At 69.5% G+C, this 22,644-nt stretch carries 16 protein-coding genes and 2 tRNA genes; 11 read left to right on the top strand and 7 right to left on the bottom strand.

The genetic code is table 11. The features are described from left to right. The first annotated feature begins 476 nt into the window (after positions 1 to 476). From KGA66_RS17770 to KGA66_RS17760, 3 genes are read left to right on the top strand one after another with little or no spacing between them, the layout of a single operon-like run. Entirely contained in the window at positions 477 to 899 is a 423-nt protein-coding gene (locus tag KGA66_RS17770; RefSeq protein ID WP_211469269.1) for a DUF6941 family protein, read from the top strand. After that, positions 899 to 1,132 carry a DUF4258 domain-containing protein gene (locus tag KGA66_RS32140; protein WP_369015892.1) on the top strand — a complete coding sequence of 78 codons (234 nt, stop codon included), beginning with the start codon at positions 899 to 901 and terminating at the stop codon, positions 1,130 to 1,132. The genes KGA66_RS17770 and KGA66_RS32140 overlap by 1 nt, the downstream gene beginning before the upstream one ends. After that, positions 1,129 to 1,500, top strand: coding sequence for a DUF2283 domain-containing protein (locus KGA66_RS17760; RefSeq protein WP_211469267.1), 372 nt, complete (start codon positions 1,129 to 1,131; stop codon positions 1,498 to 1,500). Before KGA66_RS32140 ends, KGA66_RS17760 begins: the two co-directional genes overlap by 4 nt. 363 nt (positions 1,501 to 1,863) lie before the next feature. Here the strand turns inward: KGA66_RS17760 and KGA66_RS17755 are convergent. Further along, positions 1,864 to 1,937: transfer RNA gene (locus KGA66_RS17755), tRNA-Pro, on the bottom strand. A 145-nt stretch (positions 1,938 to 2,082) separates the two neighbouring features. Here KGA66_RS17755 and KGA66_RS17750 point away from each other — a divergent pair. The 3 genes from KGA66_RS17750 to KGA66_RS31700 all read left to right on the top strand — a co-directional run bounded on the left by KGA66_RS17750 (position 2,083) and on the right by KGA66_RS31700 (position 7,335). Further along, a tRNA-Gly gene (locus tag KGA66_RS17750) sits at positions 2,083 to 2,156 on the top strand. Positions 2,157 to 2,501: 345 nt separating this feature from the next. Then, on the top strand, positions 2,502 to 4,532 hold the full coding sequence (locus KGA66_RS17745; protein ID WP_211469266.1) for a penicillin-binding transpeptidase domain-containing protein: 2,031 nt from the start codon (positions 2,502 to 2,504) through the stop codon (positions 4,530 to 4,532). A gap of 238 nt (positions 4,533 to 4,770) precedes the next feature. Then, on the top strand, positions 4,771 to 7,335 hold the full coding sequence (locus tag KGA66_RS31700) for a penicillin-binding transpeptidase domain-containing protein (RefSeq protein ID WP_211469265.1): 2,565 nt from the start codon (positions 4,771 to 4,773) through the stop codon (positions 7,333 to 7,335). Positions 7,336 to 7,389: 54 nt separating this feature from the next. On the opposite strand, the gene KGA66_RS17735 is transcribed toward KGA66_RS31700, so the two are convergent. The 3 genes from KGA66_RS17735 to KGA66_RS17725 all read right to left on the bottom strand — a co-directional run bounded on the left by KGA66_RS17735 (position 7,390) and on the right by KGA66_RS17725 (position 10,226). Further along, positions 7,390 to 8,244, bottom strand: coding sequence for an SAM-dependent methyltransferase (locus tag KGA66_RS17735; protein WP_211469264.1), 855 nt, complete (start codon positions 8,242 to 8,244; stop codon positions 7,390 to 7,392). 146 nt (positions 8,245 to 8,390) lie between these two features. Continuing rightward, a complete protein-coding gene (locus KGA66_RS17730; RefSeq protein WP_211469263.1) occupies positions 8,391 to 9,575 on the bottom strand; it encodes a PP2C family protein-serine/threonine phosphatase in 1,185 nt (394 codons plus the stop codon). 180 nt (positions 9,576 to 9,755) lie between these two features. Beyond that, the gene (locus tag KGA66_RS17725; protein ID WP_211469262.1) at positions 9,756 to 10,226 is read right to left on the bottom strand and encodes a ribose-5-phosphate isomerase; all 471 of its coding nucleotides are present in this window, start codon (positions 10,224 to 10,226) and stop codon (positions 9,756 to 9,758) included. A gap of 188 nt (positions 10,227 to 10,414) precedes the next feature. Between KGA66_RS17725 and KGA66_RS17720 the strand changes: the two genes are divergently transcribed. After that, positions 10,415 to 11,122, top strand: coding sequence for a response regulator transcription factor (locus tag KGA66_RS17720; RefSeq protein ID WP_211469261.1), 708 nt, complete (start codon positions 10,415 to 10,417; stop codon positions 11,120 to 11,122). Positions 11,123 to 11,125: 3 nt separating this feature from the next. Continuing rightward, on the top strand, positions 11,126 to 15,052 hold the full coding sequence (locus KGA66_RS17715) for an MMPL family transporter (RefSeq protein ID WP_211469260.1): 3,927 nt from the start codon (positions 11,126 to 11,128) through the stop codon (positions 15,050 to 15,052). 89 nt (positions 15,053 to 15,141) lie between these two features. On the opposite strand, the gene KGA66_RS17710 is transcribed toward KGA66_RS17715, so the two are convergent. Further along, positions 15,142 to 15,762 (bottom strand): DsbA family protein, encoded by a 621-nt coding sequence (locus KGA66_RS17710; RefSeq protein ID WP_211469259.1) that lies wholly within the window; start codon positions 15,760 to 15,762, stop codon positions 15,142 to 15,144. Between the two features lie 180 nt (positions 15,763 to 15,942). Between KGA66_RS17710 and pepN the strand changes: the two genes are divergently transcribed. Beyond that, positions 15,943 to 18,501, top strand: coding sequence for an aminopeptidase N (gene pepN / locus KGA66_RS17705; protein ID WP_211469258.1), 2,559 nt, complete (start codon positions 15,943 to 15,945; stop codon positions 18,499 to 18,501). Between the two features lie 57 nt (positions 18,502 to 18,558). Here pepN and KGA66_RS17700 read toward each other — a convergent pair whose 3' ends face one another. Next, the gene (locus KGA66_RS17700) at positions 18,559 to 19,413 is read right to left on the bottom strand and encodes a 3-hydroxyacyl-CoA dehydrogenase family protein (RefSeq protein ID WP_211469257.1); all 855 of its coding nucleotides are present in this window, start codon (positions 19,411 to 19,413) and stop codon (positions 18,559 to 18,561) included. Positions 19,414 to 19,639: 226 nt separating this feature from the next. Here KGA66_RS17700 and KGA66_RS17695 point away from each other — a divergent pair, with 226 nt between their 5' ends. Further along, positions 19,640 to 20,233: a cob(I)yrinic acid a,c-diamide adenosyltransferase gene (locus KGA66_RS17695; RefSeq protein ID WP_211469256.1), complete on the top strand. Its 594-nt coding sequence runs from the start codon at positions 19,640 to 19,642 to the stop codon at positions 20,231 to 20,233. Between the two features lie 14 nt (positions 20,234 to 20,247). Here the strand turns inward: KGA66_RS17695 and KGA66_RS17690 are convergent, their stop codons facing one another. Next, positions 20,248 to 20,736 carry a GNAT family N-acetyltransferase gene (locus KGA66_RS17690; protein ID WP_312886963.1) on the bottom strand — a complete coding sequence of 163 codons (489 nt, stop codon included), beginning with the start codon at positions 20,734 to 20,736 and terminating at the stop codon, positions 20,248 to 20,250. Positions 20,737 to 21,052: 316 nt separating this feature from the next. Between KGA66_RS17690 and KGA66_RS17685 the strand changes: the two genes are divergently transcribed. After that, positions 21,053 to 22,480: a pectinesterase family protein gene (locus tag KGA66_RS17685; protein ID WP_211469254.1), complete on the top strand. Its 1,428-nt coding sequence runs from the start codon at positions 21,053 to 21,055 to the stop codon at positions 22,478 to 22,480. Positions 22,481 to 22,644 lie beyond the last annotated feature (164 nt).

The following is a 22,644-nucleotide window of genomic DNA, read 5'->3' as shown; positions in this document are numbered from 1 at the left end:
AAATCGGATATAGCGCTCATGGCAAGCCGGGCACGCACCGCCGCACCGCCATGACACCCCGGCTATAGCAATGCGCTACAACACCGTCAACCGCCAGGAGTCGATCCCCGCGACCTCAAATCTCAAGCTGAGAGGACGTTTGGTCTGGTTTTGGGGGCGAATCGGCCGATCGACGACGCTCGCTGCGTTGCCGAAACACCCACAGACAACCCGGTATGAGGGTGTTCCGGCGCCTTGCGAGCGCCGCCGCTTGGCCGATTCGCTGTCTGGTACCCGACTTATCGGGCAAAACGGACGTCTAATTATCGTGACGGTTGACCCCAAAACCAGACCAAACGCCCTCTGAGACCCAATCAGTATGGCAGCCGAGCCCGCGAGCATCTTTAGTAAGGTGCTCGCTGTCTCGACCTGAAGACATGCGCTCTGGCCAGGTACTCGCCTCGCAGTGCTAAAGCTTCCGGACTTGAACCGATTGGATGATCAACTTGGCTCGACTCCAGTACGCACTGCTGGCGGAGTTCGCGCGCGTCGACGCCGGCGGCTTACTGACCGTGGTCGGCGCCGGGTTCGACCGAGTAGTGGTTCCGACTCTGCCCAGTCAGCAGTCCGTGGGACTTGCGCTTCGCCTTCTCGTACCGGAAGGGCAGGCGGAAAGCGTAGCGACTCTCTTGTTCCGCCCGCCCGAAGGCCCTCATCTGCGAGTGGAGTCCCTGCTCCCGACGCCTCCCGATGCGAAGCCCCATCTTGGTCTCATCGGAGTGCCACTGGCGATCAACCTGACCGTCCCGCTCATTGCGGCCGGGGTTTATCGCTGGTCGATCGCTATTGACGGCGAGGAAGAACACGCGATCACGTTCGAGGTTGAGGAGCAGGAGTCCCCGCAGCAGGGCCGCTCCTGATGCGACTTACCTACACCTTCCACGCTCGGCAGCGTATGCGTCACAGGCGGGTGTCTCAGGCGGACATTGAACATGCACTTCAGCACTACATCGAGAGGTTGGCGACACCCGAACCCAGCATTCGCTATAGAGGTCCAGGGTTGAACGGGGACATACTGAAGGTGTGGGTCGTGCCCGACGCTAGTCCGACCGCCGATAAGACGATCAAGAGCGTAGCCTGGGAGGGCCGATGACTGAGCCGACCATCACGATCGAGATCGACCCTACGGCTGACGCCGCGTACATCCTTCTGATGCAGAACGATGTGGCCCGGACCGTGGAGTTCTCGCCAGAGCTCGCGGTGGACCTCGATGAGCTGGACGTCGTCGTAGGTATCGAGCTGCTGACTCTAGCGGTCTCGGTCACGCATGATGATATCAATAGATTGATTAGCCGATTCCACGTCCAGTCGGGCCTGCAAGACGCGGTACACGTCGCGCTAGACGCCATCACCAACCTCCTCGCCAACGCCCCGGGGATTCGAACTGCAACCGCAGCAGGGCGCACCCCTTACGGGACGCTTCGCCCCACCCCGCGAGCCGTTCTCGAAGAGTGCCCATAGTCTCTCGCGCGAGTCGACCGATCTGCAGCGGACTGGTGTTGCGAACGAGACCGCGGCCGGTTGTGCGGCGGTGATCCGGGAACTCGCGTGTGGGCACGGGCCCTGACTGCGCAAGGCGCCGCCACCCCGAGAGTGGGTCAGCGGTGGCTGGCTCGACTTCGGCCTGCTCGCTTGTCAGCCACGCGGCAACGCTCGCGGCCACGCGAACAACGGAGGACCTCGGACGCCGGGAAACGATCCTCCCGCGCCGGCCGGCCCGAGCCACCGAGTCGCCACCAGCCCGGAACGCAGCGGGAGTAGGAGCGGCTGAGACCCACAACGGTCACCCGATGGTGGGTGGCCGCGGTGAGCCTGGTCAATGTGTCGGGGTGGCGGGATTCGAACCCACGGCCTTCCGCTCCCAAAGCGGACGCGCTACCAAGCTGCGCCACACCCCGCGCCTTAACGAGGGGAAGCGTACCGGTTCGACGGCGCGCGGCGCATCGCATACCTCGGGACGTCCCCCAGTTGGGCGGCCACGACCAGGATGCAGGGAACTCGGATGCCCCGAGCCGCGCCGGTGTGGCAAGATGGGGCGGCGCTGCGGACGTAGCTCAATGGTAGAGCCCCAGTCTTCCAAACTGGCTACGCGGGTTCGATTCCCGTCGTCCGCTCCACGGGCCGCGCGCCCCGCTGCCAGGCAGGTGGCGGGGCGCGCGGCCGCTTCGCGTTCGTCACACTGCGGTCACGTTTTCGGGAACACGGCAACGATTGGACAGCGGTCGGCGTCTTTCTCGGGGGTGGACCCGGCGGGAACCGGTAGTGGGAGGGAAGCACCGCGCATGTCCGACGATCGATCGCCGGTTGACGGCTGGTTTCGTGACGAGCAGGGTGCGCAAGCGCCGAAGCCGCCCGCGGGAGCGCCTTTCCCCGTGCCAGGGCAGACACCCCTCACGCCGCGGCCATACGCACCGCTTCCCTCTCCGGACGACGCGCCCACGCAGATAGGCGCGATACCCCCGATGAGGCCGGCGCCAGAGCAGCCGATGCGTAAGCAGGAGCGGCCGGAATGGTACGGACAGCAACCACAGTGGCCCGCGGAGCCCAGCCAGGGCACCGGCTACGGCAGCGCCGGCCGCGCTCAGGCTCCCGGTGACGTGGGTCCGGGCACGGGCGGTCCGGGTCCGGGTCCGGGTCCGGCGGCCCCCTTCCAGCAGCGGCCGCTGCTGCCCGAACCGGAGCCGGCCTACAGCTACCCCGAGTACGAGCCGCATCCGCACGACCGCCGGGCCGGGCGCGTCCGCAAGCCGCTGCTCGCGGGCGGCGCGGTGGCCGGCGCCGCGGCGATCGCGCTGGTCGGCTACTTGATGTCGAGTGGCGGGTCCCCGGCCAAGACCGGGGGCGCGCTGGCCGCCGGCTCGTCCCCCTCCCCCACGCACACCAGCTTCCAGCCGACCAGCGCCGACCCGGCCACCGCGGCCGAGCAGACCGCGACCGCCTTCCTCAGCGCCTGGCAGTCCGGCGACCTGCAGGCCGCGGCCAAGTACACCGACGACCCGACCGACGCCATGACCGCGCTCAACACGTACAAGTCGGGACTGAACCTCAGCTCCCTGACGCTCAAGCCGCAGCCCGCCCAAGCCGCCGCGTCAACCCCTGCCTCCCCGAGCGTCTCGGCGAGCGCGTCCGGCAGCGGCGCGAGCACGGCGGCGGCCGCGTCCGCGGACGGGCCGTCGGCCACTGTGCCGTTCTCGGCCACCGCGACGGTGAGCATGACCGGTAAGAACGGCACCATGCCCTGGAGCTACAACTCCAGCCTTGTGGCGTACAAGCAGCCCGACGGCTGGTCGGTGCGCTGGAGCCCGTCGATACTCGCGCCCGGCCTGGCCGACGGACAGCAGCTGACCGTGGTGGCCATGCCGCCCAGCGTGAACAAGGTGGTCGACTCCGCGGGCCGGACGCTCTCTTCGTACTCTGATGCAGCGGTCCGGAACATAGCGGTCTCGCTGGAGAGCAAGGCCCCGGTCGGCACCGGCACCCCCGGAGTCGCGGTCCAGGTGATGGACGCCTCGGGCGCCGCGGTCGGCAAGACGCCGCTGGCGACGCTGCAGAAGCCGGTGGACGCCTCCGAGCTCAAGACCACGATCGACCCGACCGTGCAGGCCCTGGCGGAGAAAGCGGTGTCGATGCGCGCGCGCAGCTCGATGGTCGTGCTGCGGCCGTCCACAGGCGCGATCCTCGCCGTGGCCAACACCCCGGGCAGCGGCGACACGGCGCTGATCGGTGGCCTGGCCCCCGGCTCCACCTTCAAGATCGTCACCAGCACTGCGTTGCTGAAGTACGGCGTCGTCACGCCGTACTCACCGGTGACTTGCCCGCTCGAATACACAGTGCAGGGCGTCGTCTACCACAACGCCACCGACGACACCACCAAGAAAGAGGAGTCGGAGCCTCCGGGCACACCGTTCATCACCGACTTCGCCCAGTCCTGCAACAACGCCTTCACCCAGTTCTACAAGCAGCTTGAGGGCGGGAAGCTGGCGAACATCGCGTCCTCGTACTTCGGCCTGAACCAGGCGTGGGACATCGGCCTGGGCCCGAACCGCTACTTCAGCATGCCGGGCAGCGAAAGCGGCGCGGAGCTGGCGCAGGAGAACTTCGGCCAAGGCAAGATCGTGGCCTCCCCGCTCGCGATGGCCTCGGTCGCGGCGACCGTCGGTACCGGGTCCTTCCACCAGCCCTACCTGGTGAGCGGCGTCACGAAGGTCACCGCCAACGCCCTGCCCTCGGGCATCGACGCGAACCTCAAGACGCTCATGCACGCGGTGGTACTCAACGGCACGGCCGCGGGGGTCTTCTCCGGCATCACCGGCCCGCTTTACGCGAAGACGGGCACCGCCGAGACTGACGCGAACAAGGACGGCAAGCCCAACGCGTGGCTGGTGGTCTACGACCCGTACCTGGACATAGCGATCGGAACCGTGGTGCAGGACTCGGGCTACGGCTCCGTCTATGCAGGGCCGGAAGAGCGGTACGTCCTGTCGCACCTGTGATGCCGGCGCATCCGTAAGGGCACCCCGCGTTTCACAACCCGAAGGTGGGTATTGCACCGGCTGCCCGCGTTTCCCTGCCGAGAACCGGGGCAAGGGCGCCGAAACCGCCCACATTAGGATGCAACGCAGAAGGTCCGAGAAGCGTCTTCAACAGGGTGCCCAAAGTGAACGGCGCCGGACCGGAGCGATGCTCCGCAGTGCGCTGACCGAGGCGCGCCAGCACGGGAGGGACTGGACAGTGACCGACGAGACCAAGCCGCAGCGGGCCGCAAACGGGCCGCAGGAGCGCGAGGACGCGCTGGACTCGTGGTTCAGTTCTCCGCCCGCGGCGCGGGAGGAGGGCTCGCGAGCGGCTCAGGAAGACCCGCCGTCACGCTCCGACCCGGAATCGACGCCGCCTCCGGCTCAGGCACAGCCGGAGGACGAGACGCAGGCCCTGACGCCGGCGGCCGCGCAGTCCGGGACCTCCGCGACCTCTGGGACCGCACAGCCCGACACCGCACAGCCCGACACCGCACAGCCCGAGACCAGTACGCAGTTGCAATCCGCTGCTCCGTCGGAGCGACAGGCCGACCGTGACACGGACCACGCCCAGGGCGGGCCGGATGAGGCGCTGACCCAGGCGCTGAACGCGACACCGGGTCCGGACAACGACGTCACCCAACTGGTCATGCCAAAGGCCGTGAGCGAGCCCTCCGGGCGTGACGAGCAGCCGCGTGCTGCCGCCGGCTCGGAACCCGCCGAGACAGGAGACTCCGCCGAAGACACCGCCGACCCTTCAACGCGTGCTGTCCCCGGCGGTCGTGAGTCGATTCCCGGCGCGGACGACCGTACGCAGGTCATCCCCGTCGCGTCCGCGGCAAGCCCGCCGCGCCCTTACGCCGCCGCCGCACCGACGCAGGCCATTCCTCGGGCCGGCGCCAACGTACCGAGAACGCCACAGCCACCCCAGTCGGACATGGCGGTGCGCGGCGGCACGACGGGCCGATCACCGGACTACGGCGCCGACGCGGACTGGCATCCGCAAGCGGCGCAGGAGGCACAGCCGCCGCGCAACCGGCCGCGCCGGACCCCGAACTACGAGGTACCCGCCGGTCAGGCGCCGATACTGCCGGCGCGCCCCTACAGCGACTACGACGATTTCGACGACTACGAGTACGGCGATACTCCGAACGGCCGGCGTCCCGGACGGCGCCGCGGCCACCACGCACTGCTGGTGACCGCCGGCGTCGCCGTGGTGATCGTCGCGGTGATCGCCGCGCTCGCGCTCACCGGCAGGATCAGCGTTCCGGGCATCAGCGCCAAACCGGTGCCGACCGTGGGCTTCTCCCCGAGCGGCTCGGACGCCGGCTCGGATGCGACGCAGACCGGCACCGCGTTCCTGACCGCCTGGCAGAACGGCAACCTCAAGGCCGCCGCGAACATCACCGACGCCCCGGGCACCGCGCTGGCCCAGCTGACCGCGTACAAGAACGACCTGAAAGTCAGCAGCCTGTCGCTGATGCCGGGCACCGCGAGCGCGGCCGGCTGGATGACCTTCAGCGTCGCGGCACAGGTCGGCACCCCGGCCGGCGCGTGGTCGTACAACTCGGGCATGGCCACCTACTCCAAGGACGTCAACGGCTACACCCGCTGGTTCGTCAAGTGGCAGCCCAGTGTGCTCTTCACCGCCCTCAAGCCGGGCCAGAAGCTGGCCCTGGGCCAGATCCCGGCGACCGCGGACAAGGTGGTGGACCGCAACGGCCAGGAGATCAACGGCTCGAACGCGCCCAGCCTCAACGGGATCGTCGCCAGCCTGAAGAAGTCCGCCCCGGCCACGGACGGCACGCCCGGCCAGAAGGTACAGGTGGAGAACGCGGACGGCTCGGTGGCCTCGAGCGTGGCGAAGATCTCCGACCCGGTGAGCACCGCCGCGGTCAAGACGACCATCGATCTGAACGTCCAGGCGGCCGCGCAGCAGGCGGTCAATCAGGCCCCGAACAGCTCGATGGTGGTCATCCAGCCGTCCACCGGCAACATCCTGGCGGTGGCGAACAACCCGCCCAACGGCCTGGACATCGCGATGGTCGGCAGGTACGCGCCCGGCTCCACGTTCAAGACGATCACCACCACGCTGGTGTTGAACAAGGGCATCATCAACAACCTGAACCAGACCTGGGACTGCCCGAAGACCCTCAACGCCGACGGCATCACGCTGCACAACAGCGAGCAGGAGGGCGGCGGCGGCGAGTCCTTCCTCTGGGACTTCGCCCAGTCCTGCAACAACGCCTTCAGCAGCTTCGAGGGCAAGGTGACCCGCAGCGAACTGGCCGGCACCGCGCACGACTACTACGGCCTCAACCAGAAGTGGGACGTCGGCCTCGGCCAGCCGACGACCTACGGCACCGTGCCGGACACCTCGTCCAACAGCCTCGCCGAGGAACTGGTCGGGCAGGACCAGATCACCACCTCGCCGCTGGTGATGGCCTCGGTGGCGGCGACCATCGCCAACGGTTCGTTCAAGCAGCCGATCCTGGCGCCGGGCACGGCGCAGCTGTCGTTGAAGCCGCTGCCCGCGTCGACCGACCAGAATCTCAAGACGCTCATGCGCGCGGCGGTGACCAACGGCACACTGACCGGCGTGCTCACGCAGCCCGGCGTCTACGGCAAGACCGGCACCGCCGAGGTCCAGGGCAAGACGGCGAACAGCTGGACGATCGCGGTCCACGGCGACTTCGCGGTCGCGGCGCTCGCGGTCGGCGGCAACTTCGGCGCCCAGACGGCCGGACCCGAGTGCAACGCCCTGTTGAAGGCGGTGTCCTGACCGACCGGCTGCGGTCCACGCTCGGGTGGACCGCGGCCTTCGCCGCCTACGCGGTCAGGGCTTGCGGGCGACGATGCCCGCGATGCACTGCGCGGCCAGGCTCGGTGGCCTGAGCATCGGGCCGTCCGGCCACCACTGGTAGCAGGCGACCAGGCCGGGCTCCGTCACGGCGTTCGGCTTGATGATCTCCAGGCCGGGCAGCATCGCCTCGATCTGGTCGCGGCTGCGGAAGCGCCCGGCGCCCATCGGGCCGTGCACCAGCACGTCCTCGATCCGCTTGGCCACCGGCGTCAGTTCGCTCGTCTCGGGGTCGTAGAAGTGACTGAAGACCACGTAGGAGCCCGGGGCGAGCGCGTCGATGTACTGCTTCATCACGATCGCGCCACTGTCGCCCTCAAGATGGTGCAGGGTGCCGACGTGCAGCAGGGCGAGCGGCCGGGAGAAGTCGATCCGCTGCCGTACGGTCTCGTGGGCCAGCACCGTCGCGGGCTCGAATATGTCCGCCTCGATGATGTAGGCGTGTTCGTCGCTTTCGAGCAGCGCACGGCCGTGGGCGAGCACGACCGGGTCGTTGTCCACGTACACGACGACCGCGTCGCGGTTGGCGCGCTGCACGATCTGGTGGGTGTTCTCGGCGGTCGGCAGCCCGGAGCCGCAGTCGAGGAACTGGTCGATGTCCGTCTGCGCGGCCAGGAAGCGGCAGGCGCGGTTGAGGAAGCCGCGGTTGCCCCGGGCGATGTCCGCCGCCTCGGGAACCGCTTGCAGCACCTTCTTCATCACCTCGCGGTCGACCGCGTAGTTGTCCTTGCCGCCGAGGAACCCGTCATAGACCCGCGCGATACTCGGCCGGTCCGGGTCGACTCCGACCGGCACCTGACTCGGCGACGGCTTGGCAGTCGCGGATATCATGGCACGACCTCTTCAGCTGTTGACGAACCTTGACATGCTCAGCGTAGTGCGCTGAGTGCTTGCAGTACACGCGTCGTCTGAAATCCAGTCAGCTGAGCTACTGCGGAACGCCGCCGCGCCGCGCGGGCCGAAGCGAGGCCGTCCGGTTACAGGCCGTGCCGGGTGCGCCACACCAGTACCAGCGCCCGGTCGTCGTTCGTCTTGCGCGCCACCGTGTCCACGACGCGCGCCGCGCCCCCGCCGAAGCCCTTGGTCTGCAACGTGCCCGCCGCACCGAGCAACCGGTCCAGCCCGACGGACAGGTCCTGGCCGGGCTGCTCGATCATTCCGTCCGTGAACAGCATCAGGCCGTCGCCGTATTCGAGGCGGCCACGCGTCGGGGTGTATTCCACGTCTGACAGCACACCGAGCACCGGGCCCGGGGTCTCACGCAACGACCAGCGGCCGGATCCGGCCGCCAGGTGCGCGATCGGCGGGTGCCCGGCGCTGTAGCACTCGTAGTCGCCGGTTTCGAGGTCGATGACGAGGTGCACCGCGGTGGCGAAGCCCTCCTCCCAGCCCTGCCGCAGCAGGTAGCGGTTGGCCGCGGCGAGGAACTGCGAGGGCGGGACCGATCCGAGCAGGCCGCCGAACGCCCCGGAGAGCAGCAGCGCGCGCGTGCCCGCCTGCAGGCCCTTGCCGGAGACGTCGACCAGGCCGAGTTGGAGACGACCGCAGCCCTTGCTCTGTTCGGCGGGCATATCCGCGGCCCAGCCGTCCACCCCGTCCTGGTCGCTGCGTGCCGCGATGAGGAAGTCGCCGGCGAAGGACTGGCCGCCGGCCGACTTCAGCGCCAGTTCGAGGTGCCAGCCCCGGGGCAGTTGCGGCACCCGGCCCTGCGCCTGCAGCCGCTCGCGCAGGTCGAAGAGCATGGACTCGCCGCGGGTGCCGCGCACCCCGAGCCTCACCCGTCCGCGCGACATCACGAGCACGATCAGCGCGGTCGCACCGATCAGCAGCACCGTGCCGGGTGTCGGCCGGGCCGGATGGCTGGTCAGCGCGTCCACCACGACCACCAGTGCCGAGACCACCAGCAGCACCAGTTGTGCGGTGAAGCGCAGCAGGAAGCCGCCGAGCAGCAGCGGCAGCGTGACCATCGCCGGCTGTGCCCACACCGTGTGGAAATGCGCGATCACGCCGACGAAGATCGACGCCGCTATGAGCGCGGGCAGCAGGAACGCCTCGGACTGCAGCGCGGTGCGCCGCAGCCAGAACGCGAAGGCGGCGATGCGACGCAACCGGGCGCGCGGCCGGTCTTCCGTAGCGCGCTCAACCGAGGCTGTCACCGCCATGCGGGTGACCTTATCGAGCGGATGCGCGCGGCGTCACCAGGCGGACTCTCCTCGGCATGGCCAGGCGTCATTTCCATCACCCGATCGAGTGGGTACCTGAAGCAGCTGAAGTGGAGGTGAAGAAAACGGCGCCGACGCGCACCCGGCGCTCGCGGGGGTTACGGTCCACGGTCGCCGGCCTCACTGCGGCAGCGCGGGCAATTCTCCGCTGCGCTCGTACTCGGACAACATGCCGATGCGCCGAGCGTGCCTGGGGTCGCCGCTGAACGGCGTGTCGATGAAGAGTTCGACGAATCGCACGGCGTCCTCGGTCGGGTGCATCCGCCCGCCGACACTGATCACGTTCGCGTCGTTGTGCTGACGGGCAAGCGTCGCGGTCTGTTCGCTCCACACCAACGCGGCGCGGACCCCGTGGATCTTGTTCGCGGCGATGACCTCGCCGTTTCCGGAGCCGCCGACCACGACCCCGAGCGAGCCGGGCTCGTCGGCCGCTCCCTGCGCCGCGCGCATCACATACGGCGGGTAATCGTCGGTGGACACATATTCGTGCGGACCGCAGTCGACCGGTTCGTGGCCCAGTTCCTTGAGACGGTCGAGCAGGCGGTTCTTCAGTTCGTAGCCGGCGTGGTCCGAGCCGAGGAAGATACGCATGGGCACAGTTTCCCACGCCGCGTAGGGCGCGTGGCCGGTTCCACGACAACCTGTGGAATCGCGCGCGCTCCGGCGCTTGCCTGGTGGCACAGGCGGCTCACAGGAATCCCCCAGGTACGGCACAGTGGAACTACATACGCTCTGCAGCACACAGCCGGAGCGGCGCGAAGACCTGGGGGCTGAACGCGATGACCGAGCGCCAGAACGGCAAACCGGAAGCCCGGATCCTGGTCGTCGACGACGAGGCGGCGATCACGGATTTGGTCGGCCTCGCGCTGCGCTACGAGGGCTTCGAGGTCGCCACCGCCGGCACCGGCCGCGAGGCCCTGGGCAAGGCCGCGCAATTCGCACCCGACCTGGCCGTCCTCGACGTGATGCTGCCGGATTACACCGGGATCGAGGTGTGCGGACGGCTGCGCTCGCAGGGCGTGAGGCTTCCCGTGGTGTTCCTCACCGCGCGGGACGCGACCGAGGACAAGATCACCGGGCTGACCGTCGGCGGCGACGACTATGTCACCAAGCCGTTCTCCCTGGACGAGCTGATCGCCCGGATCCGCGCGGTGCTGCGCCGCACCCGCCCGGCGCTGGAGGACGAGCGCCTGGAGTTCGCGGATCTGATCCTGGACGAGGACGCGCACGAGGCGCGGCGCGCGGGGGCGCTGCTCGACCTGACCCCGACCGAGTTCAAGCTGCTGCGCTACCTGCTGCTCAACGCGGGCCGCGTCATGTCGAAGGCACAGATCCTCGACCACGTCTGGCAGTACGACTTCGGCGGCGGGGACAACGTGGTCGAGACGTACATCTCCTACCTGCGCAAGAAGGTGGACCGCGAGCGGCCGCCGCTGATCCACACGGTCCGCGGCGTCGGATACTCGCTGCGGCTGCCCAAGGAGTAGCCGATGTGCAGACTTCGGCTCCCGCGCGTCCACCGCGCACGAACGCTGCGCAAGCGGCTGCTGCACACGCTGCTGACGAGGCTCGCGCTCGGCCTGACGGTGGCGGCCCTCTGCACGTTCTTCGCCGTGCACACGGTCATGCAGGACCGGCTCGACACGCAGCTGAACGGCACCGCCCAGCTATTCAACAAGTACGCCGCACAGCAGCCGCTCGGGAAGTCGCTGGATCTGAACGCATCCAAGGACGCGCAGTCCAGCTGGCGCCTGATGACCGACACCGGCCTGTTGCCGATCTTCATCGAGGTGCGCGACCCGCACAACCGGATCGTGTTCAAGGCGGCGCGAGGCGACGAGCCCGCACTGCCCGCGCAGCTGAAGCTCGGTCCGCCCCACTCCGGTCCACAGCACGATGGTGCGACGCTGTTCAGCGCGGACTCGGGGAGCAGTGTGCATCCCGGATACGCGTTCCGGCTGCGCGCCTCGCAGCTGCCCGGAGGGCGCGGCTATCTGATTCTCGGAGTTTCACAGCAGGACCTGAACACCACGATGAGCTCGGTGGGCTGGATCGAGTTCGTCGCCCTGCTGCTGGCCTTCGGCATGGTCGGGGTGATGGCGAACCGGCGGATCAAGCGGAACCTGGAGCCCTTCGAGCGGATGGGCGACCAGATCGTGGCGATCGGCGCGGGCGAGCTCGACCGGCGGGTCGACCCCTCGGACGTGGTGACCGAGGTCGGCCGCGTCGGCGCTTCGGTGAACGCGATGCTGGCACGCCTGGAGCGCGCTTTCCAGGAGCAGCGTTCCTCGGAGGAGCGGCTGCGCCGCTTCATCGCGGACGCCTCGCACGAGTTGCGCACCCCGCTGGCCTCGATCCGCGGCTACGCGGAGCTGTTCCGGCGCGGGGCGGCCTCGCGGCCGGAGGATCTGGCGCTGGCGATGCGGCGCATCGAGTCGGAGTCGGCGCGGATGGGTGTGCTGGTCGACGAGCTGCTGCTGCTGGCGCGGCTGGACTCGGGCCGGCCGCTGGGCCGCGGCATGGTTGACCTCGGGGCGCTGGCCCGCGACGCGGCGCGCGACTCGCAGGCGGCCGGACCGCAGTGGCCGGTCGAGGTGACGGTGCGCGCCGAGCAGCAGGAACAGGACGAACCGCACGGCGTCGGCGTGGACGCGGCCGCGCAGCGCGTGGAGGTTTGCGGCGACGCCGACCGTCTGCGGCAACTGCTGGCGAATCTGCTCTCGAATGTCCGCGCGCATACGCCGCCGGGGACGCCGGCGTCGGTGAGCGTGCGCCGGGTCGGGCAGGACGCGGTCATCGAGGTCGCCGACACCGGTCCCGGCCTGACGCCGGAGCAGCAGGCGAGGGTGTTCGAACGCTTCTATCGCGCGGACGCCTCCCGCAAGCGCGGCGACGCGGCGGGCGGCTCCGGGCTCGGCTTGTCCATCGTGGCCTCGGTGGCGGCGGCGCACGGCGGCAGGGCCGAGGTGCGTTCGGCGGCCGGCGGCGGCGCGGTGTTCACGGTGACGCTGCCCGTCGAGGGTTCCCTGGCCGGCGCCGATGAGAACATTGCGAAAAACGACGTACCAGCTCTCACAGGGCTCTCACAGCAAGGACACAGTGCCACGCCAGGCGGTCCTGGTTCGCTCTCGGATGAAGCGCCGCGTACAGAGCCGGCGCGTGATCACGGGAGTAGGAGGGGATCAGGCGCCATGGACAGGCTCTCGTCCTTTGTCACCGCGCACCGCAAGTGGATCTACGGCCTGTGGCTCGTCGCGTTCGTCGCCGGCATCGCGGCGTCCAGCACGCTGTCCAACCACCTCGACAAGACGTTCTCGATGCCCGGCCAGCCGAGTTACACGGCGAACCAGGCGATCGCCGCCGAATACGGCAACGGCGGCATGGGCGCGCCGCTCGTGGCTGTTGCGCAGCTGCCGGCGGGCGTGCCGGCCGACGGCTCGCGGGTGAGCGCGGCGTTCGGGGCGCTGGCGGACATCCCGCAGACGCGCATCGCCGACTACGCGAACACCGGCGACGCGAAGTTCATCGGCTCGGACCGGCGCACCACCTTCGCGCTGGTGTTCACCCCCGGCGTCGGCGGCATGGCCACCGGTAAGGTGCAGGACCAGATCTCCGCGGCCGTGCAGCAGCGGCTGACCGCCGCGCTGCCGGCCGGCTCGACGGTGCGGATCACCGGCGAGCAGCAGTTGCAGAACGCCGGCTCGGGGTCCGGCAAGGGTCTGAGCATCCTCAACGAGATCATGATCGGCGGCATCGGCGCGCTCGCGGTGCTGCTGTTCGTCTTCGCGTCGCTGCTCGCGCTGGTGCCGCTGCTGGTCGCCGCCGTCTCGGTGCTGACCGCGTTCCTGGGCATCCTGGCAGTCACCGAGATCACCTCGGTGTCGATGATCGTGCAGTTCCTGGTCGGCCTGATCGGGCTCGGCGTGGCGATCGACTACTCGCTGCTGCTGGTCACCCGCTGGCGCGAGGAACTGGCACACGGCTACGACAACGACACCGCGGTGCACCGCGCGATGAGCACCGCCGGCCGCGCGGTCGCCTTCTCCGGCGTCACGGTTGCCCTCGGCCTGCTCGCGCTGGTCGTGCTGCCGGTGCCGTTCCTGCGCTCGATCGGCTTCGGCGGCATGATCATCCCGCTGGTGTCCGTGTGCGTGACGCTCACGCTGGTCCCGGCCCTGCTGTCCGGGATCGGCAAGCGCCTGGACTGGCCCCGCATCCGGCACGAGGACAAGGCCTCCCGCAGCTGGACCGCGTGGGCGAACCTGGTGGTGCGGCGGCGATGGATCGCGGCGCTCGGCGCTCTGGCCGTGCTCGGGGTGCTGGCGTTCAACACCACCGGCCTGAAGATCGGCGACCCTTCCTCCGACTCGCTGGCGCAGAGCGGTCCGGCGCACGAAGGCGTGCTCATGCTCCGGCAGGCGGGCATCCCCACCGGCGTGCTGACCCCGCTCGAGCTCTACGTGCCCAAGAGCGCCTCGACCGCGACCGTGGCGTCCACCGCGGCGAGCGTGTCAGGCATCGATTTCACCGCGACGCCGAGCGGCGCCGCTTGGACGCGCCCGGACTCCTCGCTGGTGCTGGCCGTGCCGACCGCGGAGAGCACCAGCACGGCCGGTGAGAACACGACGCGGGCGCTGCGCGGGGCGCTGGCCGCCGTGCCCGGGACGATGACCGGGGGTCTCGGCGCGGTCGAGGTCGACCTGATCCACGCGGTCTACGGCACCTTCCCGCTGATGCTCGCCCTGCTCGGGCTGCTCACCTTCGTGCTGCTGGCGCGGGCGTTCCGGTCGATCGTGCTGCCGCTCAAGGCGGTGGCGCTCAACCTGCTCTCGCTCGCCGCGGTCTACGGGGTGCTGGTGCTGGTCTGGCAGAAGGGCCACGGCTCCAACGCGATCTGGGGCATCCCGGCCACCGGCGCGATCACCGGCTGGATCCCGCTGATGGTCTTCGCGTTCCTCTACGGGCTCTCGATGGACTACGAGGTCTTCATCCTGGCCCGGATGCGCGAGGAGTACGACGCGACCGGCTCGACCCGCCGGGCGGTGGTGACCGGGATCGGGCGCACCGGGCGGCTGGTCACCTCGGCGGCGCTGATCCTGTTCCTGGCCATGGCCGCGCTCGGTTCGGCGCCGAGCACGGACGTGAAGATCTTCGCCACGGCGCTGGGCGCGGGCATCCTGCTGGACGCCACCGTCGTGCGGGCGCTGCTGGTGCCCGCGCTGATCTCGCTGTTCGGCCGGTGGAACTGGTGGATGCCGGTGTGGGCGGCGCGGATCCTGCGGATCGAGCCCTGCCCGGCGCGGCGCGAGACGGACGACGACGACGCGGCTGCCGGCTCGGGTGCGGGCGCGGCGGCGCAAGAGGCGGCCGAAAGCGCGCCGCGGGCGCCCGAGCGCGAGGGCACCCGCGTCGGTTGAGTCAGTGCTCTCATTGCTTTGACGCCGGCGGCCGCCGGCGCCGCGAAGGGGCCGTCCCGGTGCATCCGCGCCGGGACGGCCCCAGGCGTTCAGTCGAAGATCGGATCACGGGTCCGGGTGCGCTTGAGCTCGAAGAACCCGTCGGTGCCCGCGACCAGCAACACCCCGTCCCACAGCTTGGCCGCCGCCTCGCCGCGCGGGATCGGCGAGAGCACCGGGCCGAAGAACGCCACGCCGTTGACGGAGATCACCGGGGTGCCGACCTCGTAGCCGACCTGGTCCATGCCCTGATGGTGCGAGACCTTCAGCGCCTCGTCGTACTCGGCCGAGTCGGCCGCGTCGGCCAGTGACGCGGGCAGGCCGGCTTCCTGCAGCGCCTCCAGGATCACCTCGCGGGTGAACTCCTGCTTCTGGTGGTGTCGCCGCTCGCCCAGCGCGTTGTACAGCGGCAGCAGCACCTCGTCGCCGAACTGCTGCTGCGCCGCGATGCACACCCGCACGGGGCCCCAGGCGGTGTCCATCAGCTTGCGGTAGTTCTCCGGCAGGTCACGGTCCTGGTTGAGGTACGCCAGCGACATGACGTGCCAGCTCACGTCCACCGGCCTGACCTTCTCGACCTCCAGCATCCACCGGGAGGTGATCCAGGCCCACGGGCACAACGGGTCGAACCAGAAGTCCGCACTCGCCCTTGCGTCATCACGTTCAGTCACTACAGTCTCCCTCGTTCACGGGACGCGGAATCAACGGAACACGTCGGGTACAGCGTTGAGGCCGTTTAGCCTTGCGAACAGTTATCGCGCCGCTTCGATTCCACCGCGACCGGCCGGGGCCGGGCGTGCGAGGATCGGAACACCAAACCAGCACCTACGTGTAAGGAGCCGTGCAGCAAAGTGCCCGGTACCAATCTCACCCGTGAAGAGGCGGCCGAACGGGCGCGCCTCCTGTCGGTCTCGTCCTACGAAGTCGAGCTCGACCTGACCACCGGCCCGGATACCTTCGCGTCCACGAGCGTCGTGCGGTTCTCCGCACAGCCCGGTTCCGCCACCTTCGCCGACCTCGTCGCCCCGAGTGTCGAGGAGATCGTGCTGAACGGCCGGGCGCTGGATCCGGCGGCGGTTTACGCCGACTCTCGCATCGCCCTGGACGGGCTGGAGACCGACAACGAGCTGAAGGTACGGGCCACCTGCGCGTACAGCCACACCGGCGAGGGCTTGCACCGCTTCGTCGACCCGGTGGACGGCGGGGTGTCACTTTACACGCAGTTCGAGGTGCCGGATGCGCGGCGGGTCTTCGCCGACTTCGAGCAGCCCGACCTCAAAGCCACCTTCCGGTTCACGGTGACCGCGCCGCAGGACTGGGAGCTGTTCTCCAACTCCCCCACCCCGCGACCCGAGCCGCTCGGCGACGGGCGCGCGGTGTGGCGGTTCGCTCCGACCGAGCGGATCTCCACGTACATCACGGCGCTGGTCGCGGGCGACTACCACGTGGTGCGCGACACTTACACCGGGCCGGACGGGACCGCGGTGCCGATGGCCGTGGCCGCCCGCAAGTCGCTGGCCGAGTTCCTGGACGCCGAGGAGATCCTCGACGTGACCAAGAAGGGCTTCGACTACTTCCAGCAGCTGTTCGACCTGCCCTACCCGTTCCCGAAGTACGACCAGCTGTTCGTGCCCGAATACAACGCGGGCGCCATGGAGAACGCCGGCTGCGTCACCTTCCGCGAGGACTACATCTTCCGCTCGAAGGTCACCGAGGCCGCGTACGAACGGCGCGCGGAGACAATCCTGCACGAGCTGGCGCACATGTGGTTCGGTGACCTGGTCACCATGGAGTGGTGGAACGACCTGTGGCTGAACGAGTCGTTCGCGACCTACGCCTCGGTGCGCTGCCAGGTCCACGCGACGCGCTGGTCCGGCGCCTGGACGACTTTCGCCAACGTCGAGAAGACCTGGGCCTACGCGCAGGACCAGTTGCCGTCCACTCACCCGATCGTGGCCGAGATCCGCGATCTGGAGGACGTTTACGTCAACTTCGACGGCATCACCTACGCCAAGGGCGCCTCGGTGCTCAAGCAGCTGGTGGCGTACGTGGGCGATGACGCGTTCGTCAGTGGTCTGCGCACCTACTTCCGCCGGCACGCCTGGGGCAACACCCGGCTTTCGGACCTGCTCGGCGCGCTGGAGGAGGCGTCCGGGCGCGACCTCGGCGCGTGGTCGAAGTCGTGGCTGGAGACAGCCGGCCCGAACACGCTGCGCCCCGTGTTCACGCTCGACGACAGCGGCGCGTATTCGAGCTTCACGATCACGCAGGAGGCGCCGGCCGACTACCCGACACTGCGGCCGCATCGGGTCGCCGTCGGTCTCTACGACCGAAAGCCCGAGGGCCTGGTGCGCACGCATCGCATCGAGCTCGACGTGGACGGCGCGTCGACCGCGGTGCCTGAGCTGGTCGGCGTCGCGCAACCGGACCTGGTGCTGCTCAACGACGACGATCTGTCGTACGCGCGCATCCGGTTCGACGAGCGCTCGGTGGCCACGCTGGTCGAGTCGATCGGCGATTTCGCCGAGTCGCTCCCGCGCGCGCTGAGCTGGGTCGCGACCTGGGACATGGTGCGCAACGCCGAACTGCCGGCGCGCGACTATGTGGCGCTGGTGATCTCGGGTGCGCAGCGCGAGAGCGACATCGGCGTGCTCCAGTCGCTCCAGCGGCAGGTCAAGGCCGCGATCGAGCTGTACGCTGCCCCGGCCTGGCGCGAGGAGGGCGCGGCGAAGTGGGCGGCGTTCGCACACTCCCAGCTGCTCGCGGCGCACCCCGGCAGCGACGTCCAGCTCGCGTGGGCGCGCGCCCTGGCCGCCGTGGCCCGCTCGACCGAGCATCTGGACCTGCTCTCCGGGCTGCTGGCCGGGACGCAGCAGATCGACGGCCTTGTCGTGGACACGGAGCTGCGCTGGACGCTTCTGCACCGGCTGGCGGCGACCGGCCGGGCGCCGGAGGGCCAGATCACGGCGGAGGAGGAGCGCGACCCGACGGCGGCGGGCAAGCGGCACGCCGCCTCGGCGCGCGCGGCGATTCCGACGGTGGAGGCGAAGGCCGCGGCGTGGGCCTCGATGGTGGACTCGGACGAGCTGCCGAACGAGACGCTGATGGCGGTCGTCCTCGGCTTCCGTCAGGCCGATCAGCGCGACCTGCTGGCGCCTTACGCGGACAAGTACTTCGCGAAGGTCGCGGACCTGTGGGCGACGCGCACCCCGCACATGGCGCAGCTTCTGGTCAACGGGCTGTATCCGTCGCTGATCGTGGAGCAGCGGATCGTCGACGCGGTGGACACGGCCCTCGCGCAGGATCCGACGCGCGTGCCCGCGCCGCTGCGCCGCCTGCTGCTGGAGCAGCGCGACGGGACGCAGCGCACCCTGCGCGGTGAGGCGCTCGACGCGGCGGCCCGAGGCTGAACGAGGGTGCGCCGGTGAGCGCGAGACGCGGTCACCGGCGCACCACCCCGCAGGGCGTCAGCCCTCGTAGTCGTAGAAGCCCCTGCCGCTCTTGCGGCCCAGCGCGCCGGCCGTGACCATCCGGTTCAGCAGTTCCGGGGCGGCGAACTTCGCCTCGTGCGTCTCGTTGAAGATGTTGCGCGCCGCGTTGCGGATGATGTCCACCCCGGTCAGGTCGGCGGTGGCCAGCGGGCCCATGGCGTGGCCGAAGCCGAGCTTGCACGCCAGGTCGACGTCCTCGGCGCTGGCGACTCCGGTTTCGACCAGGCGCGCGGCCTCCACGATCAGCGCTGTGATCAGTCGCGTGGTGACGAAGCCGGCCACGTCCCGATTGACCACAACGCAGGTCTTGCCGACCGACTCGGCGAAGGCGCGCGCGGTCGCGAGCGTGCCGTCAGAGGTCTTATAACCGCGGACCAGCTCGCACAGCGCCATCATCGGCACCGGGGAGAAGAAGTGCGTGCCGACGACCGACTCGGGCCGTTCGGTCACCGCCGCGACCTGGGTGATCGGCAGCGCGGAGGTGTTCGTGCCGAGGATCGCGCCGTCCTTGCAGATCTTGTCCAGTTCGCGGAACACCGCGTGCTTGACCTCGATCTCCTCGAACACCGCCTCGACCACGATGTCCGCGTCGCCGGCCGCGCCGAGGTCCGTGGTGGTGGTGATCCGGCCGAGCGCGGCGTCCGCGTCGTCCCGGGAGATCCTGCCCTTCGCGGCGAACCTGCCCAGCGAGGCCTCGATCCCGGCGACGCCGCGCGCGAGCGCTTCCGGGGTCACGTCGCGCAGCACGACGTCATACCCGGCCACCGCCGACACCTGGGCGATCCCGGACCCCATGAGGCCCGCTCCGATCACGGCGAGCTGCTTGGCCACTCTGCCACGCTCCCTCTTCGCTTCGTAGACTGTGTGTCCGTCGAAAAATGCTCGTCCGGCGCCGGGACACGGACGTTGGTGACATACGCGCCGCCGGCGCCGTTACTCGGTGGTAACCGACGCACAGGCAGCCTACCCGGCTCGCTCGTTCGCTCGATGTGCCGCCCCGAATCGCGGGCGCCTCCGGTCGGCCACGCCGCGCGGCGCGCCGGGTACGCTGCCGATTATGGTGAACCTGACCCGGATCTACACCCGCACCGGCGACGACGGCACGACCCGCCTCGGCGACATGAGTGAGACCACGAAGAACGACCCGCGTTTGATCGCCTACGCGGATGTGGACGAGGCGAACTCGGCGATCGGTGTCGCCATCGCCCTCGGCGGCCTGCCGGAACCGATCGCCGCGGTGCTCACGCGGGTGCAGAACGAACTGTTCGACGTCGGCGCGGACCTGTGCAATCCGGTCGTGCAGGATCCGAAGTTCGTGCCGCTGCGCGTCGAGCAGCCTGAGATCGACCGGCTGGAGCGCGACTGCGACCGGTTCAACGAGGACCTGCCGGCGCTGCGCTCGTTCATTCTGCCCGGCGGCACCGCGGGCGCCGCGCTTCTGCACGTCGCCCGGACGGTGACCCGCCGGGCCGAGCGCTCCGCCTGGGCGGCTCTCGAAGCGCACGGCGAGACGATGAACACCCTGACGGCGAAGTATCTCAATCGCCTCTCGGACCTGCTGTTCATCCTGGCCCGCGTCGCGAATCAGGGCACGGTCGGCGACGTGCTCTGGCAGCCCGGCGCGACGCGCGAGCAGGGCGAGGCCGGCTGAGCGCGCGCTCGAAATCAGAACGGGCAGTACATGATGTGCAGCCCGACATACCCCTCGGTCGGGTGCCTGAACGCCTCTGGCACCGTGCCGACGATCAGGAAGCCGAGCGACTCGTATAGCCGCACGGCGTGCACGTTCGTCGCCACCACGGCGTTGTACTGCATTCCCCGGAACCCGCCCGCACGCGCCCACCGCAGCGAGTACTCGACCAACGCGCGCCCGATCCCCTGCCCCGAGCGGGCCGGATCGACCATGTAGCTCGCGCTGGCGACGTGGGATCCGTTGCCTGGCCGGTTCGCGTACATGTTCGCCGTGCCCACGACCGCGCCGGCCTCGTCGACGGCGACGACCGTGTGCCGGGGCGGGGAGAGCATCCACAGCTCGCGGCCCTCGTCCGCGGTCAGCTCCTGCGGGTAGGCGAAGGTCTCCCCCGCCGCCACGATCGCGTGGAAGAACGGCCAGATCTGCGCCCAGTCGCCGGGCAAGGCCACCCTGATGATCACCACACAATCATGCCCGGGCACGACGCGGCGGGGAATCCCATACGGCCCTTGTCTTTCTCAGCGTCCGTCATGCCCGCGCAGGTGCGCGTGCCGTGTCCGCGTGCTATTTCCGTGCCTGTCACTCCGTCCGGGTGACAGCGCGCGCCCGACCGTACGCGAGCCCGCCGCCGCCGCGCACACCACGCTCAGCGGCTGGTCAGAGGGCTTAGTCATGGTCGGGCCGGTGCCTGCGGCCGGACGGCGCGAACAAGAAGCGCCCGCCGGCCACCGCGCCAAAGGGTGGAACTTTCCGTCCAGCACCGGGAAAGGAACCGACATGGCCCGATCGACCTGCGGCCGTCCGCCAGGACACCGGTGGCGGCCGGCGGCCGCCGCGGCGGCCCTGCTCCTGCTGCCCGCCGGGCTGATCACCGGCGCCGCACTCGCCTCCCAGGCGGCCACCGCGGGCTGCCAGGTCGCCTACACGATCACCAGCCAATGGGCCGGCGGCTTCGGTGGCGACGTCAAGGTCACCAATCTCGGCGACGCGGTCAGCGGCTGGACCCTGACTTGGTCGTTCGGCTCGGGCCAGACGGTGACTCAGGCTTGGAACGCGACGGTCACGCAGACCGGGGCGGACGTCGCCGCCGCGAACGTCTCGTACAACGCCTCCATCCCCACCAACGGCAGCGTCGACTTCGGCTTCAACGGCTCCTGGACCGGCAGCAACCCCATCCCGGCGAGCTTCGCGCTCAACGGCGTGACCTGCACCGGCACCGTGTCCCCGAGCGGCAGCACCACGCCCACACCGACACCGACACCGACACCGACACCGACACCGACACCGACACCGACACCAGCGTCCCCCACACCGACCAATAGCCAGACCGGCATCCCAACCGTCGCCGCCGACGGCACCGGCAGGTACACCACGGTGCAGGCCGCCATCAACGCCGTGCCGGCCGGCAACAACACCCCGGTCACCATCACCATCAAACCCGGGACGTACCGGGAGATCGTCACGGTGCCGTCCAACAAGCCCTACATCACCCTGCAGGGCCTCGGCACATCCGCGAGCAGCACCGTGATCGTCGACAATCACAGCAACGCCAGCGGTTACGGAACCTTCGGCAGCGCCACCGTGTTCGTCGACGCGCACGACTTCACGGCGAAGAACCTGACCATCTCCAACGACTACGGCGTGGGCAGCCAGGCCGTCGCCGCGAACATCAGCGCCGACAAGGCGGTGTTCAACGGCGTGCGCTTTCTCGGCAACCAGGACACCCTCCTGGTCAACGCCGGAACCCGCGGCTACTTCGTGAACAACTACATCGAGGGCACCGTCGACTTCATCTTCGGCGACGGCACCGCCGTGTTCAACGCCTGCTCCATCTACGAGAAGCGCACCGCCGGCGGACCGGTCACCGCCGCCAGGACACCCGCGACGCAGACTTACGGCTTCCTGATCTACAAGTCCACGGTCACCGGCGTCGCGAACAACATCACCCAACTGGGCCGTCCCTGGGGACCCGCCGCCCAGGTGCTGTACCGCGAGTCCAGCCTCAGCGCCACCATCGCCACGGCGCAACCCTGGATCAACATGAGCGGCAACTCATGGACGAACGCGCGATTCTTCGAATACAAGAACACCGGTGCCGGTGCCACCGTCAACGGAAACCGCCCGCAGATGACGGACGCTCAAGCGGTCAACTACACCCCGCAGAAGTACCTCGCCGGCAGCGACGGCTGGAACCCGATCGGCTAGGCCACCGTGTCGCGCGAACTCTTGCGCTTCAGGCGGGTTCTCATCGGCCCGGTCGGGTTCTCGGTGTGAGCCCGGCCAGACCGATGGAGCGGCCGGTTTCGCGTCGCAGGGTGGTCCCGGCGCCCCCGGACCGACCCGTCCCCGAAACCGGCCCCCGCACGCCC

Source organism: Actinocrinis puniceicyclus, assembly GCF_018283645.1.
Classification (GTDB): Bacteria; Actinomycetota; Actinomycetes; order Streptomycetales; family Catenulisporaceae; genus Actinocrinis; species Actinocrinis puniceicyclus.
The sequence above is the reverse complement of the archived record's forward strand: the minus strand, read 5'-3'. Positions and strand labels throughout refer to the sequence as shown.